General features: G+C 67.3%; 8 protein-coding genes and 1 pseudogene. 7 read left to right on the forward strand and 2 right to left on the reverse strand.

Annotated features, from left to right (window positions below):
• Positions 1-67: 67 nt before the first annotated feature.
• Positions 68-1,309 (reverse strand): AAA family ATPase, encoded by a 1,242-nt coding sequence (locus VZL07_RS13045; protein ID WP_426755842.1) that lies wholly within the window; start codon positions 1,307-1,309, stop codon positions 68-70.
• A gap of 34 nt (positions 1,310-1,343) precedes the next feature.
• Complete coding sequence (locus tag VZL07_RS13050; protein WP_426755843.1) at positions 1,344-1,781, reverse strand: hypothetical protein; 438 nt, start codon at positions 1,779-1,781, stop codon at positions 1,344-1,346.
• 237 nt (positions 1,782-2,018) lie between these two features.
• Between VZL07_RS13050 and VZL07_RS13055 the strand changes: the two genes are divergently transcribed.
• From VZL07_RS13055 to VZL07_RS13085, 7 genes and pseudogenes are all read left to right on the forward strand, one after another.
• Positions 2,019-4,370, forward strand: a complete 2,352-nt coding sequence (locus VZL07_RS13055; protein ID WP_426755844.1) for a glycosyltransferase — start codon at positions 2,019-2,021, stop codon at positions 4,368-4,370.
• Positions 4,367-6,040 carry a methyltransferase gene (locus tag VZL07_RS13060; protein WP_426755845.1) on the forward strand — a complete coding sequence of 558 codons (1,674 nt, stop codon included), beginning with the start codon at positions 4,367-4,369 and terminating at the stop codon, positions 6,038-6,040. Before VZL07_RS13055 ends, VZL07_RS13060 begins: the two co-directional genes overlap by 4 nt.
• A pseudogene (locus VZL07_RS13065) lies at positions 6,037-6,306 on the forward strand (histidine phosphatase family protein); the annotation flags it as partial. The gene VZL07_RS13060 and the pseudogene VZL07_RS13065, both read left to right, overlap by 4 nt.
• Before the next feature lie 107 nt (positions 6,307-6,413).
• Complete coding sequence (locus VZL07_RS13070) at positions 6,414-7,256, forward strand: hypothetical protein (protein ID WP_426757467.1); 843 nt, start codon at positions 6,414-6,416, stop codon at positions 7,254-7,256.
• A gap of 452 nt (positions 7,257-7,708) precedes the next feature.
• On the forward strand, positions 7,709-9,190 hold the full coding sequence (locus VZL07_RS13075; RefSeq protein ID WP_426755846.1) for a TolC family protein: 1,482 nt from the start codon (positions 7,709-7,711) through the stop codon (positions 9,188-9,190).
• Positions 9,178-10,395, forward strand: a complete 1,218-nt coding sequence (locus VZL07_RS13080) for an efflux RND transporter periplasmic adaptor subunit (protein ID WP_426755847.1) — start codon at positions 9,178-9,180, stop codon at positions 10,393-10,395. Before VZL07_RS13075 ends, VZL07_RS13080 begins: the two co-directional genes overlap by 13 nt.
• A 9-nt stretch (positions 10,396-10,404) precedes the next feature.
• On the forward strand, positions 10,405-13,554 hold the full coding sequence (locus tag VZL07_RS13085) for an efflux RND transporter permease subunit (RefSeq protein ID WP_426755848.1): 3,150 nt from the start codon (positions 10,405-10,407) through the stop codon (positions 13,552-13,554).
• Positions 13,555-13,636: the final 82 nt, after the last annotated feature.

Consider the following 13,636-nt stretch of genomic DNA (forward strand, 5'->3'; position numbering starts at 1 on the left):
GCCGCGCGAAGCGTGACGCGCCATGGCACGGAGCCGTTGGCCGGATGACGTCCTGCGGCCCCTGGGGCTACCAGAGGCCCTTCGCCTGGAGCAGCTCGCCCACGCGCTGGGGCTCGGCGCGCCAGGCGGTGAAGAAGTCGCTGGCGGCGTCGGGGGACAGGTTCTCCCAGACGAGGCGCCCCGTGTCGTCCTCGCGGCGGCAGCGCACGAAGGTGGAGCGCACCTGCTCGGGCGAGTCGAAGGTGAGGCTGTCGAGCAGCTCCGGGCTCTGACTGGTGAGCAGGGCCTGCCGGCTGCCGAGCTGCTCGAGGAGGGCGCGCACCTGCCGGGGGTGGAAGGCGTGAGCCACCTCGTCGGCGATGACGACGGCGCGGGCGTGGGCCAGGTAGTGGAGGAAGGCCACCAGGCGCTTCTGGCCATAGCCGAGCTGGCGCGCGGAGAGCCGCTGCCCGGAGGCGGTGACGAAGCAGAGGTCCAGGTGGCCCAGCGTCAGCGTCTCGTACTTGCCCTGGGGCTGCGCCTCCAGGGGGGACAGGAGCGCCTCGGCGGAGGAGAAGCCGAGCAGCCGGGCCGCGTCGTGGAGGAAGGGGACGCTCGGCGAGGGCAGCACATAGCGGGAAGCGCCCCACTGCGCGGCGGCGACCTTGCGCAGCCCGTCGAGCAGGTCCTCCGAGGCCACGCCCGAGCCGGTGGCGAGCACGCCCTCCGCGCGGCGGGAGAGCCGCAGCTCGGCCTGCCAGAGCTGGTCGAAGTGGGCGAGCCCCTCGTCGAAGCGGCGGAGCTCCGCCTGGGCGGAGAACTCACGGGCCATGGCGAGGAGCGGCTCGACGGCGGCGGTGCCTTCGCCCGTCTTCTCCACCCAGGCGATGCCGCCGGACATGAGGACGAGCCAGAGCCGGCCCCCCACCTCGGGCGCGATGCGCTCATGCACGACGTCGGAGGCGTCGTCCTCGCGGGAGACGCGGACCTGCTGGCCCTCGCGGTGGATGACCAGGGGCCACGCCATGTCGCGCGGGGCCACGGTGATGTCCATGGACAGGTCGCCGGCGCCCTCCGCGCCCGAGGGCACGTTGCGCACGTGCACGGTGATGCGGCCCGTGTCGGCGGCCAGCTCGTATTCGAGGTCGAAGGCCTCGTGCCGCAGCGGCGTGAAGTCCGAGCTGACGACGGCGGCGGCGAGGTCCAGCAACATGGACTTTCCGGTGCCGTTCTCCCCGAGCAGCACGTTGAGGGACGGGCTGAAGAGCAACCGCGTCCCGGGCTTCACGGAGCGGAACTGGTGGACCTGGAGCCACTGGAGCTTGAGCATCAGCGGGAAGACTGGCTCCGGGGACGCGCCAGCGTCAACTCGGGCGGTACACCTCACGGCGCCAGACGGGCCGACGCGAGTCGACCCATGCCAGCACCTTGTTGGACCAGAAGCTGGCCATCGTCAGGGTTACGCGGAACCCGGTATCGACATTGACGATGTCCCACTGGTCCGCGTCATTCCGGCTCCGGGTGTCGAAGCCCAGCCGATGCTGGCCATCCAAGGTGGCGAAGTGCATGAAGCCGTGAGCCTGAGCCCATTGGTCGGCAGGCAGGACGCGCAGCGCCGGCTCCCGGATGACGAGCCCGTCGTGGGCCGCCCAGAAGAGCTCGACCTGCCATGGAAGCGGCCCGCCGAGCCTTTCCGCGAGCGCGCGAAGTGCCTCGGGTGATGCAGGAGGGCCGTAGTCCACTTCCAGCCCGCGAGACGCGGCTCGCTTGTCGAGGACACGTCTGAACTCTTCGATTCTCATTCCCAAACGGCATATCACGAAGCACCCCCCGAACGCCACACACGAACCTCGCTGCCGCTTCCCTTCCCAACCTCGTGCGAGTTCCTGGCCTCTCCCTGAGAACTGCCATCCTGCCTCCCGGACTGCCACGGCTGAACAAATCAGACACCAATCAACAAATGAGCAGTGAGTGCCACATGACCCATGGATTCGCATCTCCGAATTAGGGAGAGTCAACACAGCCACGAGGGCCTGACAATGAAAATCCTAAAAGTCATCCACGGCTACCCCATGCGCTACAACGCTGGCTCCGAGGTCTACAGCCAGACGCTGTGCCACGGGCTCGCGGAACGCCATGACGTCCACGTATTCACCCGCGAGGAGGATTCCTTCGCACCCGACTTCCGCCTTCGTGCTGCACATGACGAGGAGGATCCTCGCGTCACGCTACACATCGTCAACAACCCGCGTCTCAAGGACCGATACCGCGCCACCGGCATCGATCAACGATTCGCTGAACTTCTCGACCATCTGCGGCCGGACCTCATTCATGTCGGCCATCTCAACCATCTCTCGACCTCGATTCTGCGAGAGGCAGCGCTACGTGAGGTCCCTATCGTATTTACCCTCCATGACTATTGGTTGATGTGTCCCCGTGGCCAGTTCATGCAGATGTTTCCACAGGACCCAGGCGTTCTGTGGGCGGCATGTGATGGGCAGGAAGACCGCAAGTGCGCCGAGCGCTGCTATGCACGCTACTTCAGTGGAGCGCCCGAGGATCGCGAAGCCGACATAGCTTATTGGACACAATGGGTCGCCCTGCGTATGCGTCACGTCCGGGCGATGTGCGAACTCGTCGATCTCTTCATCGCCCCTGCGCGATACCTCCATGACCGCTTTCGCGACGCGTTCGGGCTACCCGAAAGCAAGCTCGTCTACCTCGACTATGGCTTCGCGCGCGAACGGATGAGCGGCCGCCGCCGAGTCCCCGGCGAGCCGTTCACGTTCGGCTACATTGGAACGCATGTCCCAGCAAAGGGCATTCACGATCTCCTCCACGCCTTCGGAAAAATCGCTGGCGACGCACGGCTACGGATTTGGGGTCGTCACCGTGGACAAGATACAGAGGCACTCAAGGCGATCTCGACCTCGCTCCCGGACCACGTCGCCAAGCGCATCGAGTGGCTCACCGAATACAAGAACCAGGATATCGTCCGCGACGTCTTCGACCGTTGTGACGCCATCGTCGTTCCGTCGATCTGGGTCGAAAACTCGCCGCTCGTCATCCATGAAGCACAGCAAGCGAGACTCCCTGTCATCACCGCCAGGGCGGGAGGGATGGCGGAGTATGTACAGCATGGAATCAACGGGCTCCTCTACGAGCACCGCTCCATTGACTCTCTTGCCGAGCAGATGCAGCGGCTCCTGCGAGAGCCAGCGCTCAGCGCTCGCCTCGGCGCCCGTGGATACCTGCTGAGCGAGACCGGCGACGTCCCTGACGTGAGAGACCATGTTCGCGCCATCGAGCAACTCTACGAGCAGGTTCTACGCCGCCATGCTTCGGCACACGTTTCAAGGCACAGCGGCCCCTGGCGAATCACCTTCGACACCAACCCGGATACCTGCAATCTCCGCTGCGTGATGTGCGAAGAGCACTCACCATACAGCTCACTCCAACGCCAGAGGAGGGCAGAAGGCCGACCGCACCGCCTGATGTCTTTCGAGATGATTGAGCGCGTCGTCGCCGACGCGGCCCCCCATGGCCTGCGAGAGATCATTCCATCCACCATGGGCGAACCCCTCCTCTATCAGCACTTCGATGAAGTCCTCGGCCTCTGTCGCAAGTACGATGTCAAGCTGAACCTCACGACCAATGGGACATTCCCCCGACTCGGTGCCCGCGAGTGGGCCAAGCGAATCGTACCCGTGACGTCGGACGTCAAAATCTCGTGGAACGGCGCGACCAAGGCGACCCACGAGGCCATCATGTTGGGTAGCCGCTGGGAAAACGTCGTCGACAATGTGCGCGAATTCATCGCGGTGCGAGATGCACATGCGGCCACTGGCGGTAACCGGTGCCGCGTCACGTTCCAACTGACCTTCCTTGAGTCAAACGTTTCCGAGCTCGCTGAAATGGTTCGCCTCGCCGTTAAACTCGGTGTTGACCGCGTCAAGGGGCACCATCTCTGGGCGCACTTCAAAGAGATTCAGGGCGAGCAACTGCGGCGCAGTCCTGAATCGATTGCTCGTTGGAACGCAGCCGTGCTCATGGCGCGCGAGGCTGCAGCAGAAAAGACACTCCCCAATGGGAAGTACATCCTGCTCGAGAACATCTTCCTGCTCGACTCAACCGCCACCGAGGACCTTGCCCCGGGAGGGCCGTGCCCGTTCCTAGGTCAGGAGGCCTGGGTTAGCGCGGTCGGCCGCTTCGACCCATGCTGCGCTCCGGATGCCCAGCGCCGGGCACTGGGCGAGTTCGGCAGCATACAAGAGCAGGGATTCATGCAGATCTGGAACGGTGACGCATACCGGGAACTGACTTCGACGTATCGCAACCGGCGCCTCTGCCTCAGCTGCAACATGCGTAGGCCCACGGATGGTGCGATATGAACTGGACACACTTGGGAGTAGCGCCGGACGCCACCCATCACATCACGCCGAGCGGGGCCCCCGCCTACAGCCAGCGATACGACCATGTGCTGAAGTTCCACGCACCAGGACTCGCTCCCGTAAGCCATGGCAACCAAGCGTGGCATATCACTCCGGACGGCGCAGCAGCGTATGCGCAGCGGTTCACGCAGACCTTTGGATTCTACGAATGCCTGGCTGCGGTCGTTGGCGCGGACGGAGCCCACCACATCACGCCCGAAGGGCGGCAGGCGTACGCGAAACGATACGCATGGTGCGGCAACTTTCAAGGCGGCCGTTGCGTCGTTCGTGATTCCAACAGCAACTACCTGCACATCACGTCCGACGGTTGCCCGAGCTATCTTGAGCGCTGGTGCTACGCGGGTGACTATCGAGACGGTTCCGCCGTCGTGCAGGCTGGGGATGGCCGCTCCACGCACATCGGCCTTGATGGAGGTGTACTGCACGGTCGCTGGTACTTTGATCTCGACGTGTTCCACAAAGGCTACGCGAGAGCCCGCGACAGCGAAGGGTGGACCCATATCGATACCAACGGGATGCCGGCCTACACCAGACGCTTTGCAGCCGTCGAGCCCTTCTACAATGGGCAAGCGCGTGTCGAGCGTTTTGATGGTGCAATTGAAGTCATCAATGAGTCTGGCACAACCATCGTCGAACCACGTCCTCCAAGACGCTCGGAGTTCGCCGCACTATCCGCAGACATGGTCGGGTTCTGGCGCACGCAAACCATCGCGGCAGCGGTGCATTTGGGCCTCATCGAGGCGCTGCCAGCAACCGAAGCGGCAATCGAAGAGCAGTGCGGGCTCCGCCCAGGTAGCGCGCGGAGGCTCCTTCGCGCCCTTGGCGAGTTGCACCTCGTCACCTCCCAAAACTCCCTGTGGAAGCTCACTCCACGGGGCATGTTCCTTCGCGTCAGCCATCCAACTACGCTGGCTGACGCGGCTCTCGAATATGCAGGGCCATTTTCCCGCATGTGGCAAGAGCTTCCTGATGCATTGCGCTCCAGCTCGAACTGGAGCGCACCCGATGTGTTCGGCGATGTCGCGCGGGATACATCCCGTCGAGAGGGGCATCATCGAATGCTCCAAAGCTATGCCCTTAACGACTATCACCAGGTGCCAGGCGCGCTGGGCCTACGCGGTGACGAGCGAATCATCGACGCCGGTGGTGGCCTGGGAACCCTTGGGCGACTTTTGACCGAGGCATACCCGTCCGTCCTGGTCACCGTCATCGACCGGCCGGAAGTCGTTGCTCAAGGAAAGCGTGGCCATCCACCTCTCCCCCGAGTGGCGTGGCGCGCAGCCGACCTCTTCCAACCATGGGGAGTGAAAGCGGACGCAGTGCTCCTGTCGCGGGTGCTGCACGACTGGGAAGATGACTCTGCGCGCCGGATACTCTCACATACACGCGACGCGCTTCCCACGGGAGGACGCGTTTTCGTCATCGAGATGGTGCTCCCACCAGATGGCGTCGCTGGCTCGCTCTGCGACCTACACTTGCTGATGACCACGGGAGGGCGAGAGCGGTCCGTAGATGAATATGAGCGGTTGCTCAACGCGGCCGGTTTCACGCTCCAGGCCATCCGCCCCCTCGCTGCACTTCCTACCATTCTCGTAGGAGTGGCCTCATGAGCAACATTCAATGGGTGATTCCTCCCTCAGTGAGAACTCACTTGGCACGTGCAGCTCGGGACCGGGCGGTGGTCGTACTGCTGCGGCATTCCGTTCGAAATGAACTACCGCCAGGCGAGGCGGGCTACGCAATCCCCATCACCGATGCAGGGCGCCGGCTCGCCCATGAACTTGGTGAGCTTCTTGAGGGGCGGCTGCGCACAGTGCGTACGAGCCCGCTTCCACGGTGCATCCAAACTGCCGAGGCGCTCCGGGGCGGCGCTTGCGCAGACATCTCTATCGTCTCAGACCGGCTCCTCGGTGATCCTGGCGTCTTCGTTGTCGACGGCCGTCGTGCCGTAGAAAACTGGGAGCGGTTGGCCATGAAGGCGTCATGCGACACCTCGCCACCGAGGACGAGGCGCTTCCAGGCATGGCGAAACCTGAGGCGGCAGCACGATTCCTGGTACACCACATGCTCGCGGTGGCTGGCGGGAAGCCCGGCATCCACATCTTTGTCACTCACGACCTACTCGTAGCGTCGACAGCGGCACGACTCCTCGGACAGCCATTGGGCCCCAAGGACTGGCCTTGGTATCTCGAAGGGGCGTTCTTCTGGAAGGACGAGGCCGGCTTGGCCATCCAGTACCGCGACTATCAGGCGAGCCAACCCAGCCCGCTTTGCGGCCTCATCGAGTCCGACGTCAGTGCGTTTGCTCGCCGCGAACTCGCAGCGACCGTGGGGCTCGACAGCGGTGCCCGCTTTTTTCTGGCCGGTGGCGCCTTCAAGACGCTGCTATCGGGCAGGGCGCCGCGAGACCTCGATGTGTGGGCACCTTCAGAAACAGATCGCCAGCTCTTGTTCCGCGCCCTGCATGAGCGTAGCGCCCGCCAACTGAGTGCCCGACCGTTCGCCGATGCGTTCGAAATCGCAGGACGCGTGATTGAAATCCCCCGCAAGGTCGAACCGCCAACGCTGCAGCAGCGCCTCGCGCGCTTCGACATCGGGTTGTCTGCCGTTGGTGTCGAACACAAACCGAACGATGAGTGGTCCGTGGACATCCACCCGCTCGCCGCTGAGTCCGTGCTGCGGCGGACAGTGCTACTGGTGAGACCGCTCGTGAACTGGAAATATGCCCTGGTAACGCTGGAGCGCATGCGGCGATACGCCGCAGAACTTGGGTTCTCATCCCCACCGGACGAAGAAGCAGAGGTGTGGCGCATCTTCGAGGCGTAGCCCCCACAGATGCAGGTCGAAATGGCTCAGCGCTATGCGAGAACTGGCACGGGAGGGTTTGGCGTTTCAGAAGAGCTCGTCGAACGGGCCCCTCATGTTGCAGCCAGCCTCCGGTCGCTCCTCTCGGCCTCTTTGCCGAAGCCCCAGTCGTAGGTGAGGATGCGCCAAGCGGTGCGTCAGGCGCACTCGCGTCACCAGGCAACTGCCGCTCAGCCGCAACGACGCAGTCAGACTTCGTACGGCTCGCGGCTCGTCGCCTCCGGCAGCAGCTGTCTTGACTCCAACAGCAGCCCTGACTCCAAGAGCCATAGAGAGCATTGCCGCACAGCAAGCCGGTGGCTCCCTTGTCTGTCTCTCATCACTGTTTGACGGCCTTCTGTCCACCAGACACGGGGCCGCCCTGGTGGCCGTGGCCCGGGGCCGACGCGCTTCGTACCTCTGCGCGCGCTCCCATGAATGCCCTGCTGCTCGCAGCCTTGCTCTCACAGTCCAGCCTCCTGCTGGCCCAGGCGGGCTCCGGCATCGATGCGGGCAAGGCACCGCCCACCACCCGTCCCCCCGCCCTGTCGCCGGAGACACCCGAGCCGCCCCAGTTCCCGGTCTCCGACCCGCTGCTGGCGCCCGTCCCTCCCGCAACCACGCAGGTGGCGACCTGGGACGAAGCGCTGATGTTGCTGCGCCAGCGCTCCACCGCCCTGTACACCGCGCTCGCCCAGGTGGAGTCCGCGGCGGGCGCCCAGCGCGTGGCCCTGGCCGCGCTGCTCCCCACCGTCACCGGCACCGTCTCCGCCCAATACAACGTGCTCAACCCCGATGCGACGCCGCTCCTCGGTGGTGGAGGAGGTGGTGGCGTGGGAGGCGGCGTGGGAGGTGGCATCGGCGGGGGCATTGGCGATGACGGAGGCGCCCAGTCCCCGGCCCTCACCCGGCCCCCTGTCGTCGGCGTGCTGAACGCCACGCTGCCCCTGTTCAGCCTCCCGTCCATCGTCGCGCTGGGCACCGCGCGCGAGGCCCGGCGCACGGCCACCCTGTCGCTGGCGGAGACGCGGAGGCAGCTCACCAGCGCCCTGGCGCAGTCGCTGGTGCTCGTCTCCGCGCAGGAGCGCACGGCCGAGGTCAACCGCGTCAACCTCCGCACCGCCCTGGAGCGGCTGGCCCTCACCGAGCGCCGCTTCGAGCTGGGCGCCGGCACACGACTGGACGTGGTGCGCGTGCAGCAGGACACGGAGGTGGCGCGCAACCTCGTCGTCCAGGGCGACGAGACGCTGCGCCGCGCCCGGGAGACGCTGGGGCTGGTGCTGGGCATCCCCCAGGGCGTGGGCCTGGCGAAAGGCGTTCAACTGGAGGCGCTGCTCCAGGAGGCCCAGCGGGACTGCCAGCGGCTGGAGTCGCTCGACCGGCGCGCCGACCTCGCGGCGGCGCGCTCGCGGCGCACGCTGGCCGAGCGGCAGGTGTCGCTGGTGAAGGCGGCCTATGCCCCGACGCTCGCGCTCACCAGCACCACGCTGGCCCTCACCGTGGAGGACGACTTCGTGACGGTGCCGGTGTGGAACATCGGCGCCAGCCTGGTGCTGCCCTTCTGGGACGGCGGCGTGCGCGAAGGCCAGCTGAGACAGACGCGGGCGGGCGTGGAGATAGCCGAGCAGGGCCTGCTGGAGCTCGAGCGCACGGCCACCGTGGAGGTGGTGCAGGCCCGGCGGGCCGTGGAGGTGGCGGACGCGGCGGTGCGCATCGCCGAGCGGGGGCGCGCCCTGGCCGAGGAGAACGACCGGCTCACGCGGCGAAGCTTCGAGGTGGGCACCGGAACGAGCCTGGAGCTCATCCAGACGGCGGCGGACCTGCGGCAGGCGGAGCTGCTGCTGGTGGTGCGCCAGTTCGAGCTGGAGCAGGCGCGCGTCGCCGCCTTGCTCGTGGAGGCGGCATGCGACTGGTGAGCACGTGGCGCCTGTGGCTCGCCGGACTGCTCCTCGTGGGCTGTCGCTCCCAGGACGACCCGGGTCCGCAGGGCGGGCAGCAGGCCGCGAACCAGGCCATGCCCGTCGAGGTGGAGCGCCTCGTCCCGGGCGAGGTGCGCGAGGCCAACGAGTACCTGGGCACGCTCATCTCCCGCAGCAGCATCACCGTCTACCCCCAGGTGGCCGGCTACGTGAAGGCGATTCCCCTCGAGCCGGGCGCGCGCGTATCGCAGGGCGAGGTGCTGCTGGTGGTGGACCCGCGCCGCGAGAGCGCGGGCCTGCGGGCCACCCAGGCGCAGCGGGCCGCGGCCGTGGCGCAGCGGGAGTTCGCGCGGCAGACCCGCAAGCGCAGCGAGCAACTCCTGAAGGAAGGCCTCCAGAGCCGGCAGGACTATGACCAGGCGGTGGCGCAGGCGCGGCAAGCCGAGGCCAGCGCGCGCGCCATCGAGGCCCAGGTGCAGGCCCAGCAGGTCCAGCTTGGCTTCTACGAGGTGAGCGCGCCCTTCTCCGGCACCGTGGGGGACTACCCCGTGAAGGTGGGCGACTTCGTCATGCCGCAGACGCCCCTCACCACGCTGGACCAGAGCAACACGCTGGAGGTGTCCGTGCAGATTCCCGTCGAGCGGGCACGGACCGTCAGACAGGGCGTCACGCCGGTGGAGGTCCTGGACCCGGAGGGACGCCTGCTCGTGTCCGCGCCGGTCAGCTTCGTGGCACCCACGCCCAACGCCACCACGCAGCTCGTGGAGATACTGGCCGCCTTCGAGAACACCGTGGGCCTGCGCGCCGGCCAGCTCGTGCGGGCCCGCGTCGTCTACGCCACCCGAGACGCCCTGCGCGTCCCCACCGCGGCGGTGACGCGCATCAGCAGCCAGACCTTCGTCTTCGTGGCGAAGGAGGCGGACGGCGGCACGGTGGCGCAGCGGGCGCCGGTGAGCCTGGGCCTCGTCTCCGGCAATGACTACGAGGTGACGGAGGGCCTGGACGCGGGGACGCCCGTCGTGCTCAGCGGCATCCAGCTGCTGCGCGACGGCCAGCCCATCCAGCCCAAGGCCCCCGCGCGGCGAGCGGCCCCGGGCGTGGGCGGCAGCGGCCCCGGGCAGGATGGCGGCTCCGCGGCACCGCGACAGGAAGCCGGCTCCGAGGTCCGCGACGCGGGCGGCAGCGCCGCGCCGGGGCAGTGAGGAGACGGCATGTTCTCGGACTTCTTCATCCGCCGCCCCGTCTTCGCCAGCGTGCTGTCCATCATCATCACGCTGGTGGGGGCCATCTCCATCCCCACCCTGCCCGTGGAGCAGTACCCGGACCTGTCCCTGCCCGTGGTGCAGGTGACGGCGACGTACATCGGCGCCTCCGCGGAGACGGTGGAGAGCGCCGTCACCACCGTGCTGGAGCGGCAGCTCAACGGCGTGGAGGGCATGCGCTACATCGCCTCCACCAGCAGCAACACGGGCGTGAGCACCATCACCGTCACGTTCGACCAGGAAAGGGATCTGGACATCGCCGCGGTGGACGTCCAGAACCGCGTGGCCACCGCGTCCGCGCAGCTGCCGGCCGCGGTCAACGCGCTGGGCATCACCATCACCAAGGCCCAGACACAGCTCCTCATGGCCTTCGGCCTGTTCGACGAGGAGAACCGCTACGAGACGGGCTTCCTCAGCAACTACGCGGACGTCTTCATCCGGGACGCGCTGCTGCGCGTGAACGGCGTGGGCGACGTGCGCATCTTCGGCGAGCGGCGCTTCGCCATGCGGCTGTGGCTGGACCCCACGGAGCTGGCGCGCCGGGGGCTCGCCGCGACGGACGTGGTGAACGCGCTGCGCGCGCAGAACCTCCAGGTGGGCGCGGGGCAGGTGGGCCAGCCCCCCGCGCCCCCGGGCCAGACGTACCAGTTCACGCTGCGCGTGCTGGGGCAGCTCACCACCGCCGAGGAGTTCAACAACATCGTCGTGCAGCAGGGGCCGGATGGCTCGCTGGTGCGGCTGAAGGACGTGGGCCGCGCGGAGCTGGGCGCGGAGAACTACGGGCAGCTCTTGCGCTTCAACGGCCGCGAGGCCGTGGGCCTGGGCATCTTCCAGCTCCCCGGCTCCAACGCGCTGGAGGTGCGCGACGGCGTCGTCGCCGAGCTGGAGCGGCTGGAGAAGAGCTTCCCGCCGGGCATGCGCTACCAGCGCGCCTTCGACACCACCGCGGCGGTGCAGGCCTCCATCGAGGAGGTGCTGACCACGCTGGGCGAGGCCATCCTCCTGGTGGTGCTGGTCATCTTCGTCTTCCTGCACGGCTGGCGCAGCGTGCTGGTGGTGGCCACGACGCTGCCCGTGTCGCTGGTGGGCACCTTCCTCTTCGTCAACGCGTTCGGCTTCTCCATCAACACGCTGACGCTCTTCGGCCTCACGCTGGCCACGGGCCTGGTGGTGGACGACGCCATCATCGTCATCGAGAACGTCGAGCGCACCATGGAGCAGGAGAACGTGGGCCCTCGCGAGGCCACCCACCGGGGCATGAAGCAGGTGGCGGGCGCGCTGGTGGCCATCGCCCTGGTGCTGTCCGCGGTGTTCGTGCCCGTGTCCTTCTTCCCCGGCACGACGGGCATCATCTACCGGCAGTTCGCGCTCACCCTCGCGTTCTCCATCAGCCTCTCCGCGCTGGTGGCGCTCACGCTGTCTCCCGCGCTGTGCGCCATCCTGCTGCGGCCCCACGAAGGCCAGAAGTGGAAGGTCTTCCGCCTCTTCGACCGGGCGCTCGACCGGTTCCGCGACGGCTACGGCCGGCTGCTGGCGAGGCTCGTCGGCCCGCTGCGGTGGCCGGTGGTGATTGCCTTCGTCCTGTGCCTGGCGGGCACCATCCTGGTGTACCGCCTCACGCCCACGGGCTTCATCCCGGGCGAGGACCAGGGCTACCTCATCGTCGCCATCCAGGGGCCGGAGGGCACGTCGCTGGACTACACGCGGCAGGTGCTGCTCCAGACGGAAGAGGTCGTGCGGAAGCAGCCGGAGGTGGCGGACATCTTCACCGTGGGCGGCTTCTCGCTGCTGGGCACGGGCGTCAACTACGGCACCCTCTTCGTCAACCTGCACCCCTGGGACGAGCGCGAGAAGCCGGAGCAGAGCGTGGCGGGATTGGTGGAGCGGCTGCGGCGCCCGCTGATGGCCATTGGCGGCGCGCGCGTGCTGCCCTTCGAGCCGCCCGCCATCCGCGGCGTGGGCAGCGTGGGCGGCTTCGAGTTCGTGCTGGAGGACCAGCAGGGGGGCCGGTCGCTCGAGCAACTGGCCCAGACGACGGACATGCTGGTGGGCCGGGCCGGCCAGGACCCGGGTCTGCGCGGCGTCTTCTCCTCCTTCACCGCGAACACGCCCCTGCTGGACATCCAGGTGGACCGGGAGAAGGCCCTGGCCATGGGCGTCCCGATGGACGGCGTCTTCTCCACGCTGCAGGTCTATCTGGGCAGCCAGTACGTGAATGACTTCACCTTCGCCAGCCGCGTGTATCGCGTGTACGTGCAGGCCGCCGTCCCCTTCCGCAACGAGCCGCGTGACATCGACGCGCTCTACGTCCGCTCCGCGCGGGGGGAGATGGTGCCGCTGGAGTCGCTGGTGAACGTGCGCCCCATCACGAGCGCGCAGAACATCCAGCACTACAACCTGTACCGCTCGGCGACCATCAACGGGCAGGCCGCTCCGGGCTCCAGCTCCGGGCAGGCCCTGGACGCGATGGAGGCCGTGGCGCGCCAGTCCTTGCCCGCGGGCTACACCTTCGAGTGGACAGGCCTGTCGCAGGAGCAGAAGGAAGCCGGCCGCAGCGTGCTGCTCATCTTCGGGCTGGGCATCGTCTTCGTCTTCCTGGTGCTGTCCGCGCAGTACGAGAGCTTCGCCCTGCCCTTCGTCATCCTCCTGGGCGTGCCGGTGGCCATGCTGGGCGCACTGGCCTTCCAGAACCTGCGCGGTCTCCAGAACGACGTCTTCTGCCAGGTCGGGCTCGTCATGCTGGTGGGCCTCGCGAGCAAGAACGCCATCCTCATCGTCGAGTTCGCCGAGCAGCTCCGCCACGAGGGCCGGAGCGTGGCGGACTCCGCCATCCACGCGGCGCAGACGCGCCTGCGCCCCATCCTGATGACGTCCTTCGCCTTCCTCATGGGTGTGGTGCCGCTGGTGCTGGCCACCGGCGCGGGCGCCTCCGCGCGCAAGTCCCTGGGAACCACCGTGTTCGGCGGCATGCTGCTGTCCACGTTCGTGAACCTCATCTTCATTCCCGTGCTGTACGTGGTGCTGGAGGGCCTGAGGGCTCGCATCCGCGGGCACGGTGGCCCCCACGCTCCACCGCCGGCGGAGCCACAATCCGCGTGAACTCCTGACGCAATCCGGGAACACCGGAGGGGCCCTGGAGACCCGCATGCCTCGTGGGAGTGGCTTCGTTATCCTGCGAGTG

The sequence above is a fragment of the Pseudomyxococcus flavus genome, assembly GCF_050038885.1.
Classification (GTDB): Bacteria; Myxococcota; Myxococcia; order Myxococcales; family Myxococcaceae; genus Myxococcus; species Myxococcus flavus.

Bases quoted from the DNA above. Each gene is read 5' to 3' on its own strand.
- VZL07_RS13045 (WP_426755842.1), bottom strand. From the start codon at position 1,309: ATGCTCAAGCTCCAGTGGCTCCAGGTCCACCAGTTCCGCTCCGTGAAG.
- VZL07_RS13050 (WP_426755843.1), bottom strand. From the start codon at position 1,781: ATGAGAATCGAAGAGTTCAGACGTGTCCTCGACAAGCGAGCCGCGTCT.
- VZL07_RS13055 (WP_426755844.1), top strand. From the start codon at position 2,019: ATGAAAATCCTAAAAGTCATCCACGGCTACCCCATGCGCTACAACGCT.
- VZL07_RS13060 (WP_426755845.1), top strand. From the start codon at position 4,367: ATGAACTGGACACACTTGGGAGTAGCGCCGGACGCCACCCATCACATC.
- VZL07_RS13070 (WP_426757467.1), top strand. From the start codon at position 6,414: ATGCGACACCTCGCCACCGAGGACGAGGCGCTTCCAGGCATGGCGAAA.
- VZL07_RS13075 (WP_426755846.1), top strand. From the start codon at position 7,709: ATGAATGCCCTGCTGCTCGCAGCCTTGCTCTCACAGTCCAGCCTCCTG.
- VZL07_RS13080 (WP_426755847.1), top strand. From the start codon at position 9,178: ATGCGACTGGTGAGCACGTGGCGCCTGTGGCTCGCCGGACTGCTCCTC.
- VZL07_RS13085 (WP_426755848.1), top strand. From the start codon at position 10,405: ATGTTCTCGGACTTCTTCATCCGCCGCCCCGTCTTCGCCAGCGTGCTG.